Genomic DNA, 24,865 nt, shown 5'->3' with positions numbered 1-24,865 from the left:
AGCCGCTTCTTCCCATGAGGTACGTCACCGAACGAAGGAACGGGCCCTGCGCGTCACGTGACGCGCAGGGCCCGTTCCTTCGGGGCGGCGGGGGTCAGTCCCGCGCCTCCGCGAGGAGCTTCTGGATCCGCGAGACGCCCTCGACGAGGTCCTCGTCACCGAGGGCGTACGACAGGCGCAGATAGCCCGGCGTGCCGAAGGCCTCGCCCGGGACGACCGCGACCTCGACCTCGTCCAGGATCAGCGCGGCCAGCTCGACGGAGTCCTGCGGGCGCTTGCCGCGGATCTCCTTGCCGATGAGGCCCTTCACCGACGGGTACGCGTAGAAGGCGCCCTCGGGCTCGGGGCAGACCACGCCGTCGATCTCGTTCAGCATCCGCACGATCGTCTTGCGGCGGCGGTCGAAGGCCTCGCGCATCTTCGCGACGGCGGTCAGATCGCCGGAGACCGCGGCGATGGCGGCGGCCTGCGCGACGTTGGAGACGTTGGAGGTGGCGTGCGACTGGAGGTTCGTCGCGGCCTTCACCACGTCCTTCGGGCCGATGATCCACCCCACGCGCCAGCCGGTCATCGCGTACGTCTTCGCGACGCCGTTCACCACGATGCACTTGTCGCGCAGCTCGGGCAGGAGCGCGGGCAGGGACGTGAACTCCGCGTCCCCGTAGACCAGGTGCTCGTAGATCTCGTCGGTCATCACCCACAGGCCGTGCTCGTGCGCCCAGCGGCCGATGGCCTCCGCGTCCTCGCGGCTGTAGACCGCGCCCGTCGGGTTCGACGGCGACACGAAGAGGACGACCTTGGTCTTCTCCGTGCGCGCGGCCTCCAGCTGCTCGACCGAGACGCGGTAGCCGGTGGTCTCGTCGGCGACGACGTCGACCGGGACGCCGCCCGCGAGACGGATCGACTCCGGGTACGTCGTCCAGTACGGCGCCGGGACGATGACCTCGTCGCCCGGGTCGAGGATCGCGGCGAAGGCCTCGTAGATGGCCTGCTTGCCGCCGTTGGTGACGAGGATCTGGGCGGCCTCGGGCTCGTAGCCGGAGTCGCGCAGCGTCTTCGCGGCGATCGCGGCCTTCAGCTCGGGCAGGCCGCCCGCCGGGGTGTACCGGTGGTACTTCGGGTTCTTGCAGGCCTCGACGGCCGCCTCGACGATGTAGTCCGGGGTCGGGAAGTCGGGCTCGCCCGCGCCGAAACCGATCACCGGGCGCCCGGCGGCCTTGAGGGCCTTGGCCTTGGCGTCGACGGCGAGGGTCGCGGACTCGGAGATCGCGCCGACTCGGGCGGAGACCCGGCGCTCGGTGGGTGGAGTGACAGCGCTCATGCGCCCATCGTTCCAGACCCCGAGGGGCCCGGGCACACGGGTTTGCCGGACGGCCCGCCGGGCCTCCGCCCCACCCCGCTCCCGGCGTCCGCGCCACCCCGCCCCCGGCCCCGGGTCCCCCTCGCCCCCGGCCCCGGCCCGCCCCTGGTCCGGCCGCTCGCAGGGGCGCCCGCCGGACCCGCGAGCGCCCCCGGAACGACCGGCGGAACCCCAGCTGTTCGACGGGGCGCTCCGGACCACGTACACTCACTCGTCGTTGGCCCTCACCGGCCGCTCCTTCCACCGCACTCCGTGCACCTGGTCGGATGCGGTAGGTTGGGGGAAGCCAAAGGGTCGTAGCTCAATTGGTAGAGCACTGGTCTCCAAAACCAGCGGTTGGGGGTTCAAGTCCCTCCGGCCCTGCTACACACTCCTTCGCCAGGATGTGTGCGCATGTACGTACTGCATTGCACCGCCGTGCGGCTCAACCGGGCGCGGCACGGCCACGACCCGGAATCAGGTGAGGACGAGTGACGGACGCCGTGGGCTCCATCGACATGCCTGATGCCCAGGACGAGGCGCCGGAGTCCAAGAAGAGCCGCAAGGGCGGCAAGCGCGGCAAGAAGGGCCCCCTGGGCCGTCTCGCGCTCTTCTACCGCCAGATCGTCGCCGAGCTCCGCAAGGTCGTCTGGCCCACCCGGAACCAGCTCACGACGTACACCACCGTCGTGATCGTCTTCGTCGTCATCATGATCGGTCTGGTGACCGTGATTGACTACGGCTTCAGCCACCTCATCAAGTACGTCTTCGGCTAGGCCGAAAGCGAAGGGCGCCGCACCAGGCGCCCCTTTCGCGTGTTCCACCCCCATGCATCCAGGAAGAAGCAGCCACCGTGTCTGACCCGAACCTGAACGACGCCATCGAGTCGGCGGAGTCCGTGGAGGACCAGATCGACATCGTCGAGGCGGCGGACGCCGTGGACCCGGACGAGGTCGAGGCTGCCGACGCCGCCGCCGGTGAGGCTGCCGAAGAGGCCGCTGTGCACGAGGACGACGAGGCCGAGGCCGTCGCGGAGACCGACGAGGACGCCGCCGCCGTCGCCGAGCTCGACGAGGACGCCGCTGCCGCCGAGTCCGTCGAGGACGACGCCGAGGCCGAGGAGGCGGAGCCCGCCGAGCCGGTCGACCCCGTCGCCGCCCTCCGTGACGAGCTGCGCGGCCTGCCCGGCGAGTGGTACGTCATCCACACCTACGCCGGTTACGAGAACCGCGTGAAGACCAACCTCGAGCAGCGCGCCGTCTCGCTGAACGTCGAGGACTACATCTTCCAGGCCGAGGTGCCCCAGGAAGAGGTCGTCCAGATCAAGAACGGCGACCGCAAGACGATCCGCCAGAACAAGCTCCCCGGCTACGTCCTGGTCCGCATGGACCTGACGAACGAGTCCTGGGGCGTCGTCCGGAACACCCCCGGCGTCACCGGCTTCGTGGGCAACGCCTACGACCCGTACCCGCTGACCCTGGACGAGATCGTCAAGATGCTCGCCCCGGAGGCCGAGGAGAAGGCCGCCCGCGAGGCCGCCGAGGCCGAGGGCAAGCCCGCCCCGCAGCGCAAGGTCGAGGTCCAGGTCCTGGACTTCGAGGTCGGCGACTCGGTCACCGTCACCGACGGCCCCTTCGCCACCCTCCAGGCCACGATCAACGAGATCAACGCCGACTCGAAGAAGGTCAAGGGCCTCGTCGAGATCTTCGGCCGCGAGACCCCGGTCGAGCTCAGCTTCGACCAGATCCAGAAGAACTGACGCCAAGCTCTTCCCACAGGGCCCCCGACCAGCGGATTTCCGCCGGGCGGGGGCCCTGTCGCATGCCCCGGCACGAACCCGGCCCGAACACATGTGGTCCGCACCACAACCATCGGGCGGCTCGGGCTGTCTGACCTGGTAGACGGAACCTTCCGGCCTCCCGCCGCTCTCCACGACGCACCACCCACGCCCAACGGGATCCCTGCGACCCTGGCGCGGCGATTTGTGGTGCTCTGCTGCGGTATGGCCGGATGGGCTCACTCACCACGAGCAAGGGGACACCTCATGAGAGCTCGCAAGACCGCGATCGCCGCCTCTGCCTGTGCCTTCGTCCTGCTCGGCGGCGGCTCCGCGCTCGCCGGCACCGGCCCCGCCCCCGCACCCGGCGCCCGCGGGGCCGCGCCCCAGTCGACGGCGCCCTCCGCCGACGGCAACCCGAGGAGCGCCAAGGCACAGGCCGCGGGGGTCTGTGCCGACGCGTACCAGATCGGGACCACCGCCTACATCGACCGGGGCGGCGCGCACGCGGCATCGGTCAAGCAGTTCTACTCGCCCTCGTGCAAGAAGAACTACGGCTACGTGTGGGTGTGGAAGAGCTTCCGCGACAAGACCAAGGACTACGACGTCAGCACCGGCGTCTACAGCTACTCCCGGGACGAGATCCTCGGCCAGGACTGGTGGAACGGCACCAACAGCGCGGAGTTCTGGTCGCTGCCCGCCGCCACCGCCGCCGAGTGCACCGCGGCGATCGGCCAGCTGCGCGCCCCCGGCGACCCGCTGCCGGGCCAGGCGCTGACGTCCAAGCGCTGCTGAGCCGAGCCGCGCTCCCCATGCTCGCTCGGCGGGGGCCGCCCTCCCGGCCCTCGTCGAGCGGGGCCACCGATACGTCCGTGGGCCCGTCACACGGGGGCGGGCCCACGGGCCTGCTCGGGGGCCGGTTTGGGCCCCGGGGCGTTACCCGTTATCGTAGGGCGGTATGCCTCCATCCAAATGATCCAGACGATCGTGTGACGGTCGTCGCGGAACGCCGCTGGATCATGTCGGAGGGGGCTGCTCAACACTCTCACTAGGACCCGGAGAGAGCAATGCCTCCCAAGAAGAAGAAGGTCACGGGGCTGATCAAGCTCCAGATCCAGGCCGGCGCCGCCAACCCGGCCCCGCCTGTCGGCCCCGCGCTGGGCCAGCACGGCGTGAACATCATGGAGTTCTGCAAGGCCTACAACGCCGCGACCGAGTCGCAGCGTGGCTGGGTGATCCCGGTGGAGATCACGGTCTACGAAGACCGCTCCTTCACCTTCATCACCAAGACCCCGCCGGCCGCGAAGATGATCCTCAAGGCCGCGGGCGTGGAGAAGGGCTCCGGCGAGCCGCACAAGACCAAGGTCGCCAAGATCACCGAGGCGCAGGTCCGCGAGATCGCCACCACCAAGATGCCCGACCTCAACGCGAACGACCTGGACGCCGCGTCGAAGATCATCGCTGGCACCGCCCGTTCCATGGGCATCACGGTCGAGGGCTGATCCTCCCCGTTTGACCTTGAGTGGCAGGGCCAGCGCTGGCCCGGACCACGAACTCCAAACCTGAACCTCAGGAGTACGAAGTGAAGCGCAGCAAGACTCTCCGCGCTGCGGACGCCAAGATCGACCGGGAGAAGCTGTACGCCCCGCTCGAGGCCGTCCGTCTCGCCAAGGAGACCTCCACGACCAAGTTCGACGGCACCGTCGAGGTCGCCTTCCGTCTGGGTGTCGACCCGCGCAAGGCCGACCAGATGGTCCGCGGCACCGTGAACCTCCCGCACGGCACCGGTAAGACCGCCCGGGTCCTGGTCTTCGCGACCGGTGACCGTGCTGCGGCCGCGGAAGCCGCCGGGGCCGACATCGTCGGCGCCGACGAGCTCATCGACGAGGTCTCCAAGGGCCGCCTGGACTTCGACGCCGTCGTCGCCACGCCGGACCTCATGGGCAAGGTCGGCCGCCTCGGCCGCGTGCTCGGTCCGCGTGGTCTGATGCCGAACCCGAAGACCGGCACCGTGACCCCCGATGTCGTCAAGGCTGTCAACGACATCAAGGGCGGCAAGATCGAGTTCCGCGTCGACAAGCACTCGAACCTGCACTTCATCATCGGCAAGGTGTCCTTCGACGACACCAAGCTGGTGGAGAACTACGCCGCGGCCCTGGAGGAGATCCTCCGTCTGAAGCCGTCGGCCGCCAAGGGTCGCTACATCAAGAAGGCCGCCATCACCACCACGATGGGCCCCGGCATTCCGGTCGACTCCAACCGCACCCGCAACCTCCTCGTCGAGGAGGACCCGGCCGCCGTCTGACACTGACGGCAGCCGCGCGTCTGGCGCGTATCCGACGGGTCCCGCAACCATTCGTGGTGCGGGACCCGTCCCGTTGTACGGGTAGACGCTGGGGGAACGGGTTTTCCAGTGAACGAGCTTTCTCCGCAAGTGACTTCGCCGTACGTGATGTCCACTACGTACGGAGGACGCCGGGGGGCGGGCCGCGCTAGCGTGCTGGCTCTCCATGGACGCAAGGGGTGGGACGACATGAACGGCACGACAGCGCGCCGCGTGGCGCTGGCGATCGCGGCCGCGACGGCACTGACCGGCATCACCGCCTGTGGCTCGTCGAACGGCTCGGACAGCGACTCCGAGGGTTCCTCCAAGAAGGGCGGGGGCGGCGGCCTCGGCGCCAGTCCGATAGCCGCCCTGCGCACCATCGAGAAGTCCACCGACAAGGCGGACTCGGCCAAGGTGGAGTCCGAGACCACCATGGGCTCCGTGATGTCCATGAAGGCCAGCGGCGTCCTCGGCTGGGAGGACGGCCTCACCGGCAACATGACGATCACGTACACCGGCGGCCAGCTCGCGGAAACGATGCGCCAGACGGGCAGCACCTCGATGGAGGCGCGCTATCTGCCTGACGCGTACTACGCGAAGATGGGCGACCGCTTCGCCGCGCAGGCCGACGGCAAGCACTGGGTGAAGTACGCGTACGACGACCTGGAGCGGGTCGGCGGCGGCTCGGGCGCGTACATGAAGGACGCGATGCAGAACAGCACGCCGCACCAGTCGGTGAAGATGCTGCTCGCCTCCGGTGACGTGAAGAAGGTCGGCGAGGAGAAGGTCCGGGGCGTGAACACCACGCACTACTCGGGCACCGTCGACGTCGCCGAGCTCGCGGAGAAGTCCTCCGGCCTCAGCGCCTCCCAGCTCTCCGACATGAAGAAGCAGCTGGAGCAGGCGGGCGTCACCACCGAGACCGTCGACATCTGGGTCAACGACGAGAACCTGCTGGTCAAGAAGGTCGAAAAGGGCCAGATGAAGACCGGCGAGCTGGCCGCGACCGCGTACTACAGCGACTACGGCACCGCGGTCTCCGCCGAGGAGCCGCCCGCGGCCGACACCGCCGACTTCAAGGACCTGATGAACCGTCAGCCCACCACCTGATCTCGGTCCGATAGCGGCCCGATCTCGGTCTGACCTCGGAAGATATCCCCGAGCCTCCGCGCGCGTCCGTCAGGTAACCTCAGCCCACCGCAATAAATGGATCAAATGTTCCTAGGGGTGGGGTAATGATCGTTTCCGTACGTAAGGGTCGCAAGAGGGCGGCGGGGGCCGCCGTGGCGGCCCTGCTGCTCGCCGGTGGTGCGGTGGGCTGCGGCACGGAGAAGAAGTCGGACGGCGCGGGGGACGACCTCTCGCCCGCCGCGGCCGTCAAGAAGGCCGCGAAGAACAGCGAGCGGCTCAAGTCGTTCAGCTTCCGCATGAAGGGCCAGGTGCCCGGCGACGGGCGCGTGAAGGCCGAGGCGTCGATGACGGCGGAGCCGCTCGCCATGCGGATGAAGATGACCTCGCTCGACCAGGGGGGTCAGAAGGCCGAGATCCGGCTCGTCGACGGCGGCCTGTACCTCGGCGGCGGCAAGCCCACCGCCGAGACGGACGGCAAGAGCTGGATGAAGTTCGACGCCAAGGCCATGGAGAAGCAGGGCGCGGGCAAGCCCGCGGGGTCCTCCATGTCCAGCCAGGCCGAGAAGAACCCGGCCCAGGAGGCCGCCTTCCTGACCGGCTCCAAGGACGTCAAGAAGGTCGGTGAGGAGTCGGTCGACGGTGTCGAGACCACCCGCTACCAGGGCACGGTCACCCTGGCCGACCTGCGCGCGGACCTGAAGGACGAGGACGCGAAGACGCGGGCGAGCCGGACGAAGAACATCGAGAAGTTCGAGTCCATGGGCATCGAGAAGCTCTCGATGGACATGTGGATCGACGGGGACGACCGGGCGAAGCAGTTCCGCACCCAGGGCAAGGGCGACAAGGGCAAGTTCGACATGACGATCACGTTCTTCGACGTGAACAAGCCCGTCACGGTCACGGCGCCGCCGAAGAGCCAGGTCATGGACCTCGCCCAGATGATGAAGGACGCGGGCGGCAAGGGCTGACCCGATTTGCCTGACGCGGCCCCGTTCGCGTAGCCTTCCGGAGAAGCCAAAGACCGCTGGTCGTTGTCGTGTGCTCGTGAGAGTGCGCGGCGGCCGAAGGATCCGCTGAACTGCGGACGACCCGCGCAGGTGACCGAGGAAGTGCTCCTGGACGCGTTCGTGTCCGGTCGAGCTCACGCCCCGTGCGCCTGCGCCGGGGCGTTTCGTTTTGTGCAGAGCCCCTTCCTTGTGCCTGATTCAGGCGGTCCGGCGACACGGCTGATCGAGAAGGGTCAGTCGAGGATCATCACCCCGGAAGGAGGCCGAGGCTCATGGCGACGTCCGACAAGGTCGCAGCCGTCGAGGAGATCACGCAGAAGCTGCGCGACTCCAACGCTGCTGTTGTGACTTCTTACACCGGACTGAGCGTGGCGCAGCTCAAGCAGCTCCGTCGTTCTCTCGGCGACAACGCTCAGTACCGTGTGGTGAAGAACACGCTGACCAAGATCGCGGCCAACGAGGCCGGGATTCAGCTGGACGAGCACCTCAAGGGCTCGACCGCTGTCGCCTTCGTGACCGGTGACCCGGTCGAGGCGGCGAAGGGTCTGCGTGACTTCGCCAAGGAGAACCCCGCTCTTGTCATCAAGGGTGGCGTTCTGGACGGCAAGGCGCTGTCCGCCGACGACATCAAGAAGCTTGCGGACCTCGAGTCCCGCGAGGTTCTGCTCTCCAAGCTGGCCGGTGCCTTCAAGGGCAAGCAGTCTCAGGCTGCCTCTGTCTTCCAGGCGCTGCCGTCGAAGCTCGTCCGCACCGTGGACGCGCTCCGTGCCAAGCAGGACGAGCAGGGCGGTGCCGAGTAACTCGGCTCGCACATTGACCGCCGCCTGACGGCGACGGTCACAGCGGGCCAGACGTACGCCCGCCACACCAGTACATCCGGCACCTGCCGAATTAGTGGAAGGACCGCCATCATGGCGAAGCTCACCCAGGACGAGCTGCTCGCGCAGTTCGAGGAGATGACCCTCATCGAGCTCTCCGAGTTCGTGAAGGCCTTCGAGGAGAAGTTCGACGTCACCGCCGCCGCTGCCGCGCCGGTCGTCGTCGCCGGTGGTGCCGCTGGTGGCGCCGCCGCCGCTGCCGAGGAGGAGAAGGACGAGTTCGACGTCATCCTCACCGGCGCCGGCGACAAGAAGATCCAGGTCATCAAGGTCGTGCGTGAGCTGACCTCCCTGGGCCTGAAGGAGGCCAAGGACCTCGTCGACGGCACCCCGAAGCCGGTCCTCGAGAAGGTCGCCAAGGACGCCGCGGAGAAGGCCGCCGAGGCCCTCAAGGGCGCCGGCGCCTCCGTCGAGGTCAAGTAACACCTCACGGGGTCGTACGCGACTCCTCGAGCCTCGTGGTCCTGTGAGGGACCACACGGCTCCCGCGCTGTAACGCGCACACACTGAAGGGCGATCACCCAGTTGGGTGGTCGCCCTTCGGCGTTCCCGTGACGGCTGCCTTGCACTGTCGGCACCGGCGAGTATGGTGATCTTCGTTGTGCCTCCGAGCGGACTCCGAACGTTCCTGAATCGGAGCCTGTCAGGGGAGGGGGGCCTTGACGAACCGCACGCAGCGCGCAATTCTCAGGACGCGTCGTCACAAGGATCCGCATCCGAGGCATGGATCGGCGGCGAAGAGGGCAGTATCGATGTGCGTTGAGGACGTGGCTTGCCGCAGGTGTTGAGAACACAGAGGGTCTTCAGAAACCCGCACTGGACATCAGTGGGCCAGGTGGCTACACTGACCCTTTGCGCTGCCTGTTAGCTGCCTCCTGCCCGTCACCAGGGGCATGCCCATCCGTGAGCATCGTGGGTTGAAACCGCTCTGACCTGGCCTTTTGGCCACTTCGGGACCGTCTCTCCTCCGTGCCAAGGCTGGGACCGGTACGCGCGTAGTGAGTCCGAGCCCTCGGAAGGACCCCCTCTTGGCCGCCTCGCGCACTGCCTCGACCGCGAATACGAACAACGGCGCCAGCACCGCCCCGCTGCGCATCTCCTTTGCAAAGATCAAGGAGCCCCTCGAGGTTCCGAACCTTCTTGCGCTGCAAACCGAGAGCTTCGACTGGCTGCTCGGCAACGACGCGTGGAAGGCTCGTGTCGAGGCGGCTCTGGAGTCCGGACAGGACGTCCCCACCAAGTCCGGTCTGGAGGAGATCTTCGAGGAGATCTCCCCGATCGAGGACTTCTCCGGGTCGATGTCCCTGACGTTCCGGGACCACCGCTTCGAGCCCCCGAAGAACTCCATCGACGAGTGCAAGGAGCGCGACTTCACCTTCGCCGCCCCGCTCTTCGTCACCGCTGAGTTCACCAACAACGAGACCGGCGAGATCAAGTCCCAGACGGTCTTCATGGGCGACTTCCCGCTCATGACGAACAAGGGCACCTTCGTCATCAACGGCACCGAGCGTGTCGTGGTGTCGCAGCTCGTCCGTTCGCCCGGCGTCTACTTCGACTCCTCCATCGACAAGACGTCCGACAAGGACATCTTCTCGGTCAAGATCATCCCGTCCCGGGGTGCCTGGCTGGAGATGGAGATCGACAAGCGCGACATGGTCGGCGTGCGCATCGACCGCAAGCGCAAGCAGTCGATCACCGTGCTGCTCAAGGCCCTCGGCTGGACGACCGAGCAGATCCTCGAGGAGTTCGGCGAGTACGAGTCCATGCGCGCCACCCTGGAGAAGGACCACACCCAGGGCCAGGACGACGCGCTGCTCGACATCTACCGCAAGCTCCGTCCGGGCGAGCCGCCGACCCGCGAGGCCGCGCAGACGCTGCTCGAGAACCTGTACTTCAACCCGAAGCGCTACGACCTCGCGAAGGTCGGCCGCTACAAGGTGAACAAGAAGCTGGGCGCGGACGCCCCGCTCGAGGCCGGCGTCCTCACGGTCGAGGACATCATCGCCTCGATCAAGTACCTGGTGAAGCTGCACGCCGGTGAGACCGAGACCGTGGGCGACAGCGGTGCGTCCATCGTCGTCGAGACCGACGACATCGACCACTTCGGCAACCGCCGCATCCGCAACGTCGGCGAGCTGATCCAGAACCAGGTCCGTACGGGTCTCGCCCGTATGGAGCGCGTCGTGCGCGAGCGCATGACCACCCAGGACGTCGAGGCGATCACGCCGCAGACCCTGATCAACATCCGGCCGGTCGTCGCCTCCATCAAGGAGTTCTTCGGCACCAGCCAGCTGTCCCAGTTCATGGACCAGAACAACCCGCTGTCGGGCATCACCCACAAGCGGCGTCTGAACTCGCTCGGCCCGGGTGGTCTCTCCCGTGAGCGGGCGGGCTTCGAGGTCCGTGACGTGCACCCCTCGCACTACGGCCGCATGTGCCCGATCGAGACGCCCGAAGGCCCGAACATCGGTCTGATCGGTTCGCTCGCCTCGTACGGCCGCATCAACCCGTTCGGCTTCATCGAGACGCCGTACCGCAAGGTCGTCGAGGGCCAGGTCACCGACGAGGTCGACTACCTGACCGCTGACGAAGAGGACCGATTCGTCATCGCCCAGGCCAACGCGCCGCTGACCGACGAGCTCCGGTTCGCCGAGGCCCGCGTCCTGGTCCGCCGCCGCGGCGGCGAGGTCGACTACGTCGCGCCGACGGACGTGGACTACATGGACGTCTCGCCGCGCCAGATGGTGTCGGTCGCGACCGCGATGATCCCCTTCCTCGAGCACGACGACGCCAACCGCGCGCTCATGGGCGCGAACATGATGCGCCAGGCCGTGCCGCTGATCACCGCCGAGGCCCCCCTCGTCGGTACGGGCATGGAGTACCGCTGCGCCGTCGACGCCGGTGACGTCATCAAGGCCGAGAAGGCGGGTGTGGTCCAGGAGGTCTCCGCGGACTACATCACCGTCACGAACGACGACGGCACGTACACCACGTACCGCGTCGCGAAGTTCTCCCGCTCGAACCAGGGCACCTCGGTGAACCAGAAGGTCATCGTCGAGGAAGGCGCGCGCGTCATCGAGGGCCAGGTCCTCGCCGACGGTCCCGCCACCCAGGAAGGCGAGATGGCCCTGGGCAAGAACCTGCTCGTGGCCTTCATGCCGTGGGAGGGCCACAACTACGAGGACGCGATCATCCTGTCGCAGCGCCTCGTGCAGGACGACGTCCTCTCCTCGATCCACATCGAGGAGCACGAGGTCGACGCCCGTGACACCAAGCTGGGCCCCGAGGAGATCACCCGGGACATCCCGAACGTCTCCGAGGAGGTCCTCGCCGACCTCGACGAGCGCGGCATCATCCGCATCGGTGCCGAGGTCGTCGCCGGTGACATCCTCGTCGGCAAGGTCACGCCCAAGGGCGAGACCGAGCTGACGCCGGAGGAGCGCCTGCTCCGCGCGATCTTCGGTGAGAAGGCCCGCGAGGTCCGTGACACCTCCCTGAAGGTGCCGCACGGTGAGATCGGCAAGGTCATCGGCGTCCGCGTCTTCGACCGCGAAGAGGGCGACGAGCTCCCGCCGGGCGTGAACCAGCTGGTCCGCGTCTACGTGGCCCAGAAGCGCAAGATCACCGACGGTGACAAGCTCGCCGGCCGTCACGGCAACAAGGGTGTCATCTCGAAGATCCTTCCGATCGAGGACATGCCGTTCCTCGAGGACGGAACTCCGGTCGACATCATCCTCAACCCGCTGGGTGTGCCGTCCCGAATGAACCCGGGACAGGTCCTGGAGATCCACCTCGGCTGGCTCGCCAGCCGCGGCTGGGACGTCTCCGGCCTCGCCGACGAGTGGGCGGAGCGGCTCCAGGCGATCGGCGCCGACTCGGTCGCCCCGGGCACCAACGTCGCCACGCCGGTCTTCGACGGCGCCCGCGAGGACGAGCTGGCCGGTCTGCTCCAGCACACCATCCCGAACCGCGACGGCGAGCGCATGGTGCTCCCGTCCGGCAAGGCGCGCCTGTTCGACGGCCGCTCCGGCGAGCCGTTCCCGGACCCGATCTCGGTCGGGTACATGTACATCCTCAAGCTGCACCACCTGGTCGACGACAAGCTGCACGCCCGCTCGACCGGTCCGTACTCCATGATCACCCAGCAGCCGCTGGGTGGTAAGGCTCAGTTCGGTGGTCAGCGCTTCGGTGAGATGGAGGTGTGGGCGCTGGAGGCTTACGGCGCCGCGTACGCCCTCCAGGAGCTGCTGACGATCAAGTCCGACGACGTCACCGGTCGCGTGAAGGTCTACGAGGCCATCGTCAAGGGCGAGAACATTCCCGAACCCGGCATTCCCGAGTCCTTCAAGGTGCTCATCAAGGAAATGCAGTCCCTGTGCCTCAACGTGGAGGTGCTGTCCTCGGACGGCATGTCCATCGAGATGCGCGACACGGACGAGGACGTCTTCCGCGCCGCGGAGGAGCTCGGTATCGACCTGTCCCGGCGCGAGCCGAGCAGCGTCGAAGAGGTCTGACGGGTCCCCCGCCACCCCTGACACCGGGGTGGCGGGCCCCCGGACCCCGACAGACCATTGATTGAGACACGACCCTGAGAGGGATTGACGCATAGTGCTCGACGTCAACTTCTTCGACGAGCTCCGGATCGGCCTGGCCACCGCGGACGACATCCGTCAGTGGAGCCACGGCGAGGTCAAGAAGCCCGAGACCATCAACTACCGCACCCTCAAGCCCGAGAAGGACGGACTCTTCTGCGAGAAGATCTTCGGTCCGACCCGGGACTGGGAGTGCTACTGCGGCAAGTACAAGCGTGTCCGCTTCAAGGGCATCATCTGCGAGCGCTGCGGCGTCGAGGTCACTCGCGCCAAGGTGCGTCGTGAGCGGATGGGCCACATCGAGCTGGCCGCGCCCGTCACGCACATCTGGTACTTCAAGGGTGTCCCGTCGCGTCTGGGCTACCTGCTCGACCTCGCGCCGAAGGACCTCGAGAAGGTCATCTACTTCGCCGCGTACATGATCACGTTTGTGGACGAGGAGCGCCGCACGCGCGACCTGCCCTCCCTGGAGGCGCACGTCTCCGTGGAGCGTCAGCAGATCGAGAACCGCCGCGACGCCGACCTCGAGGCCCGCGCCAAGAAGCTCGAGACCGACCTGGCCGAGCTCGAGGCCGAGGGCGCCAAGGCCGACGTGCGCCGCAAGGTGCGCGAGGGCGCCGAGCGCGAGATGAAGCAGCTGCGCGACCGCGCGCAGCGCGAGATCGACCGTCTGGACGAGGTCTGGTCGCGCTTCAAGAACCTCAAGGTCCAGGACCTCGAGGGCGACGAGCTGCTCTACCGCGAGCTGCGTGACCGCTTCGGCACGTACTTCGACGGCTCGATGGGTGCCGCGGCGCTGCAGAAGCGCCTGGAGTCCTTCGACCTCGACGAGGAGGCCGAGCGCCTCCGCGAGATCATCCGCACCGGCAAGGGCCAGAAGAAGACCCGTGCGCTGAAGCGGCTGAAGGTCGTGTCTGCCTTCCTGCAGACCTCCAACAGCCCCAAGGGCATGGTCCTCGACTGCGTCCCGGTCATCCCGCCGGACCTGCGTCCGATGGTGCAGCTGGACGGTGGCCGCTTCGCGACCTCCGACCTGAACGACCTGTACCGCCGCGTGATCAACCGCAACAACCGCCTGAAGCGCCTTCTCGATCTCGGTGCGCCCGAGATCATCGTGAACAACGAGAAGCGCATGCTCCAGGAGGCCGTCGACGCGCTGTTCGACAACGGCCGCCGCGGTCGCCCGGTCACCGGTCCCGGCAACCGTCCCCTGAAGTCCCTCAGCGACATGCTGAAGGGCAAGCAGGGTCGCTTCCGTCAGAACCTCCTCGGCAAGCGCGTGGACTACTCCGCGCGTTCCGTGATCGTCGTCGGTCCGCAGCTGAAGCTGCACCAGTGCGGTCTGCCCAAGGCCATGGCCCTGGAGCTCTTCAAGCCGTTCGTGATGAAGCGCCTGGTCGACCTGAACCACGCGCAGAACATCAAGAGCGCCAAGCGGATGGTCGAGCGCGGCCGCACGGTCGTGTACGACGTCCTCGAAGAGGTCATCGCCGAGCACCCGGTCCTGCTGAACCGTGCGCCGACGCTGCACCGCCTCGGCATCCAGGCCTTCGAGCCGCAGCTGGTCGAGGGCAAGGCCATCCAGATCCACCCGCTCGTCTGCACCGCGTTCAACGCGGACTTCGACGGTGACCAGATGGCCGTGCACCTGCCGCTCTCCGCGGAGGCGCAGGCCGAGGCCCGCATCCTGATGCTGTCCTCGAACAACATCCTCAAGCCCGCCGACGGCCGGCCGGTGACGATGCCGACGCAGGACATGGTCCTGGGTCTGTTCTTCCTCACCACCGACGGCGAGGGCCGCGGGGTCAAGGGCGAGGAGCGCGCGTTCGGCTCCACCGCCGAGGCGATCATGGCGTTCGACGCGGGCGAGCTCTCGCTCCAGTCGAAGGTCGACATCCGCTTCCCGGTCGGCACCATCCCGCCGCGCGGCTGGACCCCGCCGGTCGCCGAAGAGGGCGAGCAGGAGTACCAGCAGGGCGACAGCTTCCGGCTGCGGACGACCCTGGGCCGCGCGCTCTTCAACGAGCTGCTGCCCGAGGACTACCCGTTCGTCGACTACGAGGTCGGCAAGAAGCAGCTCTCCGAGATCGTCAACGACCTCGCCGAGCGCTACCCCAAGGTCATCGTGGCGGCGACGCTCGACAACCTGAAGGCGGCCGGCTTCTACTGGGCGACCCGTTCCGGCGTCACCGTGGCCATCTCCGACGTCGTCGTGCCTGAGGCGAAGAAGGAGATCGTCGCGGGCTACGAGGCCCAGGACGAGAAGGTCCAGAAGCAGTACGAGCGCGGTCTGATCACCAAGGAAGAGCGCACGCAGGAGCTCATCGCGATCTGGACCAAGGCGACCAACGAGGTCGCCGAGGCGATGAACGCGAACTTCCCCAAGACCAACCCCATCTTCATGATGGTTGACTCGGGTGCCCGAGGAAACATGATGCAGATGCGGCAGATCGCCGGTATGCGTGGTCTGGTGTCGAACGCGAAGAACGAGACCATCCCGCGTCCCATCAAGGCCTCGTTCCGCGAGGGCCTCTCCGTGCTCGAGTACTTCATCTCGACCCACGGTGCCCGTAAGGGTCTGGCGGACACCGCTCTGCGTACCGCCGACTCCGGTTACCTCACCCGTCGTCTGGTCGACGTCTCCCAGGACGTCATCATTCGCGAGGAGGACTGCGGCACCGAGCGCGGCCTGAAGCTGAAGATCGCGGTCCGTGGCGAGGACGGCGTGCTCCGCAAGACGGAGAACGTCGAGACGTCCGTGTACGCCCGCATGCTGGCCGAGGACGTCGTCATCGACGGCAAGGTCATCGCGCCGGCCAACGTCGACCTGGGTGACGTCCTGATCGACGCCCTGGTCGCCAACGGCGTCGAGGAGGTCAAGACCCGCTCGGTCCTGACCTGTGAGTCCGCGGTCGGCACCTGTGCCTTCTGCTACGGCCGTTCGCTGGCCACCGGCAAGCTGGTCGACATCGGTGAGGCGGTCGGCATCATCGCCGCCCAGTCCATCGGTGAGCCCGGTACCCAGCTGACGATGCGTACCTTCCACACCGGTGGTGTGGCCGGTGACGACATCACCCAGGGTCTGCCCCGTGTCGTCGAGCTCTTCGAGGCCCGTACGCCGAAGGGTGTCGCCCCGATCTCCGAGGCCGCGGGCCGCGTCCGCATCGAGGAGACCGAGAAGACCAAGAAGCTCGTCGTCACCCCGGACGACGGCAGCGACGAGACGGCGTTCCCGATCTCGAAGCGTGCCCGTCTGCTCGTGGGCGAGGGCGACCACGTCGAGGTGGGCCAGAAGCTCACCGTGGGTGCCACCAACCCGCACGACGTGCTGCGCATCCTCGGCCAGCGCGCGGTCCAGGTCCACCTGGTCGGCGAAGTCCAGAAGGTCTACAACTCGCAGGGCGTGTCGATCCACGACAAGCACATCGAGATCATCATCCGGCAGATGCTGCGCCGCGTGACGATCATCGAGTCCGGCGACGCGGAGCTGCTGCCGGGCGAGCTCGTCGAGCGCTCGAAGTTCGAGACCGAGAACCGTCGTGTGGTCACCGAGGGCGGTCACCCCGCCTCCGGCCGTCCGCAGCTGATGGGTATCACCAAGGCCTCGCTGGCGACGGAGTCCTGGCTGTCGGCCGCCTCCTTCCAGGAGACGACCCGAGTCCTGACGGATGCGGCGATCAACGCCAAGTCCGACAGCCTCATCGGCCTCAAGGAGAACGTCATCATCGGTAAGCTCATCCCGGCCGGTACGGGTCTGTCCCGCTACCGCAACATCCGGGTCGAGCCGACCGAGGAGGCCAAGGCCGCGATGTACTCGGCCGTCGGCTACGACGACATCGACTACTCGCCGTTCGGCACGGGCTCCGGCCAGGCCGTTCCGCTGGAGGACTACGACTACGGTCCCTACAACCAGTAGTCCTCGCCTCCAGAGCGAGACACACCGCAGGGCGGTCACCCGACGAGAGCCGGGTGGCCGCCCTGCGGCGCTTTGCCGCATGATGGAGGACACACATCGTGTGGGGGAGCGTGCGTATCGTGACCAGTCCGTGGGGGCAGCCGGCGCCGTGGCCGGGACAGCAGGGGCAGCCGTCGATGCTGGCGGGCCACTCCGACCGGGAGCGCGCGGTCGACGTGCTGCGCGCGGGCTTCGCCGAGGGCCGCCTCCAGCAGGACGAGTACGAGCGCCGCGTCGAGCGGGCCTACCAGGCGCGTACGGTGGGGGAGCTCGGCCTCCTGGTCGCCGACCTGCCGCAGGGCCCCTCGGGCTTCCCCCAGGCCCCGCCCGCGGTGCCGCACACGTTCATGGCGGCCCCGCCCACGAACGGCAAGGCCACCGCTGCCCTGGTGTGCGGGATCGCGACGTTCTTCACCTTCGGCGCCTCGGCGCTGCCCGCGGTCGTTCTCGGCCACATCGCCCGCGGTGAGATCCGTCGCAGCCACGAGAGCGGCGACGGCCAGGCGGTGGCGGGCCTGGCCCTGGGCTGGGTGTGGATCGCCGGGTGGGCCCTGCTCCTGCTCCTGGTCGTAGCGGCGGCCAAGTGAGCCGACGGGCGCCCGTCCGGCCCGTCCGGCGCCTGAGGACGAGGCCGAAGGCCGATGACCGGCTCACGGCGCCCGAGGCGCCCGGCGTGTCCGGGGTGCGGGGTATTTGTTTTGACCGCAGCCAATGAGGTAGGTACGCTCAGACCTTGTGCCTGGGGTGTGCCTGGGCTCGCGCGCGTGTCTTCAACCGCATCGTGAGTCTGATCCGGCCACCGCAATCTGCGCCCTTCTCGCTTTTAGCGGGGGTCTGCAGCATTCGACACACCCGACCGCGTGGGTCGGCAACGTTCCAGGTTAGCTTTACTATTCGGCACACAGAAACCGGAGAAGTAGTGCCTACGATCCAGCAGCTGGTCCGGAAGGGCCGGCAGGACAAGGTCGAGAAGAACAAGACGCCCGCACTCGAGGGTTCGCCCCAGCGCCGTGGCGTCTGCACGCGTGTGTTCACGACCACCCCGAAGAAGCCGAACTCGGCGCTCCGGAAGGTCGCGCGTGTGCGTCTGACCTCCGGTATCGAGGTCACGGCCTACATCCCGGGTGAGGGACACAACCTGCAGGAGCACTCCATCGTGCTCGTGCGCGGCGGCCGTGTGAAGGACCTGCCGGGTGTTCGCTACAAGATCATCCGCGGCTCCCTCGACACCCAGGGTGTCAAGAACCGCAAGCAGGCCCGCAGCCGCTACGGCGCCAAGAAGGAGAAGTAAGAATGCCTCGTAAGGGCCCCGCCCCGAAGCGCCCGGTCATCATCGACCCGGTGTACGGCTCTCCTCTGGTGACCTCCCTCATCAACAAGGTGCTGCTGAACGGCAAGCGCTCCACCGCCGAGCGCATCGTCTACGGCGCCATGGAGGGTCTGCGTGAGAAGACCGGCAACGACCCGGTCATCACGCTGAAGCGCGCGCTGGAGAACATCAAGCCGACCCTCGAGGTCAAGTCCCGCCGCGTCGGTGGTGCGACCTACCAGGTGCCGATCGAGGTCAAGCCCGGTCGCGCCAACACGCTGGCCCTGCGCTGGCTGGTGGGCTACTCCCGCGCCCGTCGCGAGAAGACCATGACCGAGCGTCTGCTCAACGAGCTCCTCGACGCCTCCAACGGCCTGGGCGCCGCTGTGAAGAAGCGCGAGGACACCCACAAGATGGCCGAGTCCAACAAGGCCTTCGCGCACTACCGCTGGTAGTCGCTACCCCCATCGAGACCGAGAGAAGACTGAGCCGATATGGCTACCACTTCACTTGACCTGGCCAAGGTGCGCAACATCGGCATCATGGCTCACATCGACGCGGGCAAGACGACGACCACCGAGCGGATCCTGTTCTACACCGGTGTCTCGTACAAGATCGGTGAGGTCCACGACGGTGCCGCCACGATGGACTGGATGGAGCAGGAGCAGGAGCGTGGCATCACGATCACCTCTGCTGCGACCACCTGTCACTGGCCGCTGAACGACGTCGACCACACGATCAACATCATCGACACCCCCGGGCACGTCGACTTCACCGTCGAGGTGGAGCGCTCCCTGCGCGTGCTCGACGGTGCCGTGACGGTGTTCGACGGCGTCGCCGGTGTCGAGCCCCAGTCCGAGACCGTGTGGCGTCAGGCGGACCGCTACGGCGTCCCGCGCATCTGCTTCGTCAACAAGCTCGACCGTACGGGTGCCGAGTTCCACCGCTGCGTCGACATGATCGTCGACCGCCTCGGTGCGACCCCGATCGTCATGCAGCTGCCCATCGGCGCGGAGGCTGACTTCAAGGGCGTCGTCGACCTCGTCACGATGAAGGCCTTCGTCTGGTCCGCCGAGACCAAGATGGGCGAGGCCTACGACATCGTCGACATCCCGGCCACGCACACCGAGGCCGCCGACGAGTGGCGCGGCAAGCTCCTCGAGGCCGTCGCCGAGAACGACGAGCAGATGATGGAGCTGTACCTCGAGGGCCAGGAGCCCACCGAGGAGCAGCTGTACGCGGCGATCCGTCGCATCACCATCGCCTCGGGCAAGGGCGGCGACACCACCGTCACCCCCGTGTTCTGCGGCACCGCGTTCAAGAACAAGGGCGTCCAGCCCCTGCTCGACGCGGTCGTGCGCTACCTCCCCTCCCCCCTGGACGTCGAGGCCATCGAGGGCCACGGCACCAAGGACCCGGAGGAGATCGTCAAGCGCAAGCCGTCCGACGACGAGCCGCTCGCGGCCCTCGCGTTCAAGATCGCGAGCGACCCGCACCTCGGCAAGCTCACCTTCGTCCGGATCTACTCCGGTCGCCTTGACTCCGGCACCGCCGTGCTGAACTCCGTCAAGGGCAAGAAGGAGCGCATCGGCAAGATCTACCGCATGCACGCGAACAAGCGTGAGGAGATCGAGTCGGTGGGCGCCGGTGACATCGTCGCCGTCATGGGTCTGAAGCAGACCACCACGGGCGAGACGCTCTGTGACGACAAGGCCCCGGTCATCCTGGAGTCCATGGACTTCCCGGCGCCGGTCATCCAGGTCGCCATCGAGCCGAAGTCCAAGGGCGACCAGGAGAAGCTGGGTGTCGCCATCCAGCGCCTCTCGGAGGAGGACCCCTCCTTCCAGGTCCACTCGGACGAGGAGACCGGCCAGACCATCATCGGTGGTATGGGCGAGCTTCACCTCGAGGTGCTCGTCGACCGCATGAAGCGCGAGTTCCGCGTCGAGGCGAACGTCGGCAAGCCGCAGGTCGCGTACCGCGAGACGATCCGTCGGGCCGTCGAGCGCGTGGACTACACCCACAAGAAGCAGACCGGTGGTACCGGTCAGTTCGCCAAGGTGCAGATCGCGATCGAGCCCATCGTCGACGGCGACGCCTCGTACGAGTTCGTGAACAAGGTCACCGGTGGCCGCATCCCGCGGGAGTACATCCCGTCGGTGGACGCGGGTGCGCAGGAGGCCATGCAGTTCGGCATCCTGGCGGGCTACGAGATGACGGGCGTCCGCGTCACGCTGCTCGACGGTGCCTACCACGAGGTCGACTCCTCCGAGCTCGCCTTCAAGATCGCCGGTTCGCAGGCCTTCAAGGAGGCCGCGCGGCAGGCCAAGCCCGTGCTGCTCGAGCCGATGATGGCCGTCGAGGTCACCACGCCCGAGGACTACATGGGCGACGTCATCGGCGACATCAACTCCCGCCGTGGCCAGATCCAGGCCATGGAGGAGCGCAGTGGCGCCCGGGTCGTCAAGGGCCTGGTTCCGCTGTCGGAGATGTTCGGCTACGTCGGAGACCTCCGCAGCAAGACGTCGGGTCGCGCAAGCTACTCGATGCAGTTCGACTCCTACGCCGAGGTTCCGCGGAACGTCGCCGAGGAGATCATCGCGAAGGCCAAGGGCGAGTAGCTCACCCGAGCACACGCTTTAGGCTTGACACCGTCGGCCGGGGCAAACCCCGCGATCCGTGAGGAATGCCCCGGCGGTCGGCACCCCAGCAAAGATCACCTGGCGCCGATGAAGTAAGGCGTACAGAACCACTCCACAGGAGGACCCCAGTGGCGAAGGCGAAGTTCGAGCGGACTAAGCCGCACGTCAACATCGGCACCATCGGTCACATTGACCACGGTAAGACGACCCTCACGGCCGCCATTACCAAGGTGCTGCACGACGCGTACCCCGACCTGAACGAGGCCTCGGCCTTCGACCAGATCGACAAGGCTCCCGAGGAGCGCCAGCGCGGTATCACCATCTCCATCGCGCACGTCGAGTACCAGACGGAGACGCGTCACTACGCCCACGTCGACTGCCCCGGTCACGCGGACTACATCAAGAACATGATCACGGGTGCCGCGCAGATGGACGGCGCCATCCTCGTGGTCGCCGCCACCGACGGCCCGATGCCGCAGACCAAGGAGCACGTGCTCCTGGCCCGCCAGGTCGGCGTTCCGTACATCGTCGTCGCCCTGAACAAGGCCGACATGGTGGACGACGAGGAGATCCTGGAGCTCGTCGAGCTCGAGGTCCGTGAGCTCCTCTCCGAGTACGAGTTCCCGGGCGACGACGTCCCGGTCGTCAAGGTCTCGGCGCTCAAGGCGCTCGAGGGCGACGCCGAGTGGGGCAAGTCCGTCCTCGACCTGATGAAGGCCGTCGACGAGGCCATCCCGCAGCCCGAGCGTGACGTCGACAAGCCGTTCCTGATGCCGATCGAGGACGTCTTCACGATCACCGGTCGTGGCACCGTCGTCACCGGTCGTATCGAGCGTGGTGTCCTCAAGGTCAACGAGACCGTCGACATCATCGGCATCAAGACCGAGAAGACCACCACCACGGTCACCGGCATCGAGATGTTCCGCAAGCTGCTCGACGAGGGCCAGGCCGGTGAGAACGTCGGTCTGCTGCTCCGCGGCATCAAGCGCGAGGACGTCGAGCGCGGCCAGGTCATCATCAAGCCGGGCTCGGTCACCCCGCACACCGAGTTCGAGGCGCAGGCGTACATCCTGTCGAAGGACGAGGGTGGCCGTCACACCCCGTTCTTCAACAACTACCGCCCGCAGTTCTACTTCCGTACGACGGACGTGACCGGCGTCGTGACCCTCCCCGAGGGCACCGAGATGGTCATGCCGGGTGACAACACCGAGATGAAGGTGGAGCTCATCCAGCCCGTCGCCATGGAAGAGGGCCTGAAGTTCGCCATCCGTGAGGGTGGCCGGACCGTCGGCGCCGGCCAGGTCGTCAAGATCAACAAGTAAGCTCCGCTTGCTTGCTGGTCGGGGTGACCCGGCTGCTCTGAACTGAGCGCAGCAAGAGGCCCCGCTCGCCATTACGGCGGGCGGGGCCTTTTGCCGTTCCGGGGCGCGCCGCGGGCGGCCGTGCCGCTTGACAATCAGCTCGATTGGCCTTCGTCGTCCCAGGTGTGGCACACTGTTCAGGTTGCTCGGTTGAGTGCCGATGCTGTGCGCCTCCCGCCGGGAGGACTGAAAGCGAGTCCCACAGTACTCGTCGCCCCATCTGTCGTAAGGCAGCGCTGTGGCGGACGTACGGGAATCTTTCGGGAAGTGCGGTGCGGTGGCTCGGCCAGGCGCCCGGTGGGTTTCTTCCCCCGGACCCGCGGTCATGCAGGGCCGCAGCCCCTAGCAGGGAAATCCTTCGGGAGATCTGTGTGAGCGGGACTGCGACACGCCCGACCGCGTGGGTCGGAGGAAGTAGAAAAACGGGCCTTCCGGGGGCCAGAGCGTTCGAGACGAAGGACTACTAAGTAGCCATGGCGGGACAGAAGATCCGCATCCGGCTCAAGGCCTACGACCACGAGGTCATCGACTCCTCGGCGAAGAAGATCGTCGAGACGGTGACGCGTACTGGTGCGTCGGTCGCGGGCCCGGTGCCGCTGCCCACTGAGAAGAACGTGTACTGCGTCATCAAGTCGCCGCACAAGTACAAGGACTCGCGCGAGCACTTCGAGATGCGCACGCACAAGCGCCTGATCGACATCCTCGACCCGACGCCCAAGACCGTTGACTCGCTGATGCGCCTGGACCTTCCGGCCGGCGTTGACATCGAGATCAAGCTCTGAGAGGCACGGAAGAGATGACCAAGCAGATCAAGGGCATCCTGGGCGAGAAGCTCGGCATGACCCAGGTCTGGGACGAGAACAACCGTGTCGTCCCCGTGACCGTGGTCAAGGCCGGGCCCTGCGTTGTTACCCAGGTCCGTACGAATGACAGCGACGGCTACGAGTCGGTCCAGATCGCCTTCGGCGAGATCGACCCGCGCAAGGTGAACAAGCCCCTCAAGGGCCACTTCGCCAAGGCCGACGTGACCCCCCGTCGCCACCTCGTCGAGATCCGTACCTCGGACGCGTCCGAGTACACCCTCGGCCAGGAGCTCACCGCCGAGACCTTCGAGTCGGGCGTCAAGGTCGACGTGACCGGCAAGAGCAAGGGCAAGGGCTTCGCCGGTGTCATGAAGCGCCACAACTTCGGTGGCCTCGGCTCCAGCCACGGCACCCAGCGCAAGCACCGCTCGCCCGGCTCCATCGGTGGCTGCGCCACCCCGGGCCGCGTGTTCAAGGGCCTCCGCATGGCGGGCCGCATGGGCAACGAGCGGGTCACCACCCAGAACCTGACCGTCCACGCCGTTGACGCGGAGAAGGGTCTGCTGCTCATCAAGGGCGCGGTTCCCGGTCCGAACGGCGGCCTCGTCCTGGTCCGCACCGCGGCCAAGGGGGCCTGAGGTAACCGATGAGCACTGTTGAGATCCTTTCGCCGGCAGGCGACAAGGCCGGTACCGTCGAGCTCCCCGCGGAGATCTTCGACGCGAAGGTCAGCATCCCGCTGATCCACCAGGTCGTTGTCGCGCAGCTGGCCGCTGCCCGCCAGGGCACGCACAAGACCAAGACGCGCGGCGAGGTCCGTGGTGGCGGCAAGAAGCCGTACCGCCAGAAGGGCACCGGCCGCGCCCGCCAGGGTTCGACCCGCGCGCCGCAGTTCGCCGGTGGTGGCGTCGTGCACGGTCCCGTGCCGCGTGACTACTCGCAGCGGACCCCGAAGAAGATGAAGGCCGCCGCCCTGCGCGGTGCCCTCACCGACCGGGCCCGCAACAGCCGCATCCACGTCGTCTCCGACGTGGTCGAGGGCGACATCTCCACGAAGGCCGTCAAGGCTCTCCTCGGCAAGATCAGCGAGCGCAAGAACGTGCTCCTGGTCGTCGAGCGCGAGAACGAGAAGGCTGTGCTGTCCGCCCGCAACCTGCCCCAGGTCCACATCCTGGAGCCGGGCCAGCTGAACACGTACGACGTTCTCGTCTCGGACGACGTGGTCTTCACCCAGGCCGCGTTCGAGTCCTTCGTGTCGGGCCCGAAGGCCAATGACACCGAAGGGAGCGAGGCCTGATGGCTATCCGTCACCCCGCTATCGCCTCGAAGGCCGCCAAGGCCGCCAAGGCCGCGCGCGTCGCCAAGGCGAAGCGCCACGCCACCGAGGGCAAGAACACCGTCGAGACGCCGCTGAGCAAGAGCTTCACGGACCCCCGTGACGTGCTCCTCAAGCCGGTCGTCTCGGAGAAGAGCTACGCGCTGCTCGACGAGGGCAAGTACACCTTCGTCGTCGCGCCCGGCGCCAACAAGACCCAGATCAAGCAGGCCGTCGAGGCGGTCTTCTCGGTCAAGGTCACCGGCGTCAACACGCTCAACCGCCAGGGCAAGCGCAAGCGCACTCGTACGGGCTTCGGCAAGCGTGCCGACTCCAAGCGCGCGATCGTGACCCTTGCTGAGGGCGACCGTATCGACATCTTCGGCCAGGCCTCCTAACGGAGACCCTGGTCCGAATATCGGACGAGGAC

21 protein-coding genes and 1 tRNA gene are annotated in these 24,865 nt (G+C 67.3%); 21 read left to right on the top strand and 1 reads right to left on the bottom strand.

Annotated elements, in window-relative coordinates:
- Window positions 1-94 precede the first annotated feature (94 nt).
- A complete protein-coding gene (locus AC5WAM_RS16960) occupies window positions 95-1,321 on the bottom strand; it encodes a pyridoxal phosphate-dependent aminotransferase (protein WP_495523041.1) in 1,227 nt (408 codons plus the stop codon).
- Between the two features lie 329 nt (window positions 1,322-1,650).
- Between AC5WAM_RS16960 and AC5WAM_RS16955 the strand changes: the two genes are divergently transcribed.
- The 21 genes from AC5WAM_RS16955 (at window position 1,651) to rplW (ending at window position 24,833) form a co-directional block, all read left to right on the top strand.
- Window positions 1,651-1,723: transfer RNA gene (locus tag AC5WAM_RS16955), tRNA-Trp, on the top strand.
- 107 nt (window positions 1,724-1,830) lie between these two features.
- A complete protein-coding gene (gene secE, locus AC5WAM_RS16950) occupies window positions 1,831-2,115 on the top strand; it encodes a preprotein translocase subunit SecE (RefSeq protein ID WP_242721128.1) in 285 nt (94 codons plus the stop codon).
- Window positions 2,116-2,192: 77 nt separating this feature from the next.
- Window positions 2,193-3,098 (top strand): transcription termination/antitermination protein NusG, encoded by a 906-nt coding sequence (gene nusG, locus AC5WAM_RS16945; RefSeq protein WP_495523040.1) that lies wholly within the window; start codon window positions 2,193-2,195, stop codon window positions 3,096-3,098.
- Window positions 3,099-3,383: 285 nt separating this feature from the next.
- On the top strand, window positions 3,384-3,911 hold the full coding sequence (locus AC5WAM_RS16940) for a hypothetical protein (protein ID WP_495523039.1): 528 nt from the start codon (window positions 3,384-3,386) through the stop codon (window positions 3,909-3,911).
- Between the two features lie 272 nt (window positions 3,912-4,183).
- Window positions 4,184-4,618 (top strand): 50S ribosomal protein L11, encoded by a 435-nt coding sequence (gene rplK, locus AC5WAM_RS16935; RefSeq protein ID WP_016645192.1) that lies wholly within the window; start codon window positions 4,184-4,186, stop codon window positions 4,616-4,618.
- Between the two features lie 80 nt (window positions 4,619-4,698).
- Window positions 4,699-5,421 (top strand): 50S ribosomal protein L1, encoded by a 723-nt coding sequence (gene rplA / locus AC5WAM_RS16930; RefSeq protein ID WP_366789135.1) that lies wholly within the window; start codon window positions 4,699-4,701, stop codon window positions 5,419-5,421.
- 228 nt (window positions 5,422-5,649) lie between these two features.
- The gene (locus AC5WAM_RS16925; RefSeq protein WP_366789136.1) at window positions 5,650-6,552 is read left to right on the top strand and encodes an SCO4651 family lipoprotein; all 903 of its coding nucleotides are present in this window, start codon (window positions 5,650-5,652) and stop codon (window positions 6,550-6,552) included.
- A gap of 125 nt (window positions 6,553-6,677) precedes the next feature.
- Window positions 6,678-7,541, top strand: a complete 864-nt coding sequence (locus AC5WAM_RS16920) for an SCO4651 family lipoprotein (protein WP_366789137.1) — start codon at window positions 6,678-6,680, stop codon at window positions 7,539-7,541.
- A gap of 311 nt (window positions 7,542-7,852) precedes the next feature.
- The gene (gene rplJ / locus AC5WAM_RS16915; RefSeq protein WP_030685499.1) at window positions 7,853-8,380 is read left to right on the top strand and encodes a 50S ribosomal protein L10; all 528 of its coding nucleotides are present in this window, start codon (window positions 7,853-7,855) and stop codon (window positions 8,378-8,380) included.
- Window positions 8,381-8,491: 111 nt separating this feature from the next.
- Window positions 8,492-8,881 carry a 50S ribosomal protein L7/L12 gene (rplL, locus tag AC5WAM_RS16910; RefSeq protein WP_172384593.1) on the top strand — a complete coding sequence of 130 codons (390 nt, stop codon included), beginning with the start codon at window positions 8,492-8,494 and terminating at the stop codon, window positions 8,879-8,881.
- 605 nt (window positions 8,882-9,486) lie between these two features.
- Window positions 9,487-12,972, top strand: coding sequence for a DNA-directed RNA polymerase subunit beta (gene rpoB / locus AC5WAM_RS16905; RefSeq protein WP_366789138.1), 3,486 nt, complete (start codon window positions 9,487-9,489; stop codon window positions 12,970-12,972).
- 94 nt (window positions 12,973-13,066) lie between these two features.
- Window positions 13,067-16,966, top strand: coding sequence for a DNA-directed RNA polymerase subunit beta' (locus AC5WAM_RS16900; RefSeq protein WP_366789139.1), 3,900 nt, complete (start codon window positions 13,067-13,069; stop codon window positions 16,964-16,966).
- Between the two features lie 119 nt (window positions 16,967-17,085).
- On the top strand, window positions 17,086-17,592 hold the full coding sequence (locus tag AC5WAM_RS16895; RefSeq protein WP_366789140.1) for a DUF1707 and DUF4190 domain-containing protein: 507 nt from the start codon (window positions 17,086-17,088) through the stop codon (window positions 17,590-17,592).
- Window positions 17,593-17,924: 332 nt separating this feature from the next.
- Entirely contained in the window at window positions 17,925-18,296 is a 372-nt protein-coding gene (gene rpsL / locus AC5WAM_RS16890; protein WP_003948652.1) for a 30S ribosomal protein S12, read from the top strand.
- A 2-nt stretch (window positions 18,297-18,298) separates the two neighbouring features.
- Window positions 18,299-18,769 (top strand): 30S ribosomal protein S7, encoded by a 471-nt coding sequence (gene rpsG, locus AC5WAM_RS16885; protein WP_003974303.1) that lies wholly within the window; start codon window positions 18,299-18,301, stop codon window positions 18,767-18,769.
- 39 nt (window positions 18,770-18,808) lie between these two features.
- Window positions 18,809-20,935: an elongation factor G gene (gene fusA, locus AC5WAM_RS16880; protein WP_030685487.1), complete on the top strand. Its 2,127-nt coding sequence runs from the start codon at window positions 18,809-18,811 to the stop codon at window positions 20,933-20,935.
- 149 nt (window positions 20,936-21,084) lie between these two features.
- Window positions 21,085-22,278, top strand: coding sequence for an elongation factor Tu (gene tuf / locus AC5WAM_RS16875; RefSeq protein ID WP_366789141.1), 1,194 nt, complete (start codon window positions 21,085-21,087; stop codon window positions 22,276-22,278).
- Window positions 22,279-22,790: 512 nt separating this feature from the next.
- Complete coding sequence (gene rpsJ / locus AC5WAM_RS16870) at window positions 22,791-23,099, top strand: 30S ribosomal protein S10 (protein ID WP_003948644.1); 309 nt, start codon at window positions 22,791-22,793, stop codon at window positions 23,097-23,099.
- Window positions 23,100-23,113: 14 nt separating this feature from the next.
- Window positions 23,114-23,758 (top strand): 50S ribosomal protein L3, encoded by a 645-nt coding sequence (gene rplC / locus AC5WAM_RS16865; RefSeq protein WP_138961312.1) that lies wholly within the window; start codon window positions 23,114-23,116, stop codon window positions 23,756-23,758.
- Between the two features lie 8 nt (window positions 23,759-23,766).
- On the top strand, window positions 23,767-24,417 hold the full coding sequence (rplD, locus tag AC5WAM_RS16860; protein WP_030685479.1) for a 50S ribosomal protein L4: 651 nt from the start codon (window positions 23,767-23,769) through the stop codon (window positions 24,415-24,417).
- Window positions 24,417-24,833: a 50S ribosomal protein L23 gene (gene rplW, locus AC5WAM_RS16855; protein ID WP_030685476.1), complete on the top strand. Its 417-nt coding sequence runs from the start codon at window positions 24,417-24,419 to the stop codon at window positions 24,831-24,833. Before rplD ends, rplW begins: the two co-directional genes overlap by 1 nt.
- Window positions 24,834-24,865 lie beyond the last annotated feature (32 nt).

The sequence above is a fragment of the Streptomyces sp. JLYT201 genome, assembly GCF_059448825.1.
This window is presented reverse-complemented; position numbering and strand designations above follow the sequence as displayed.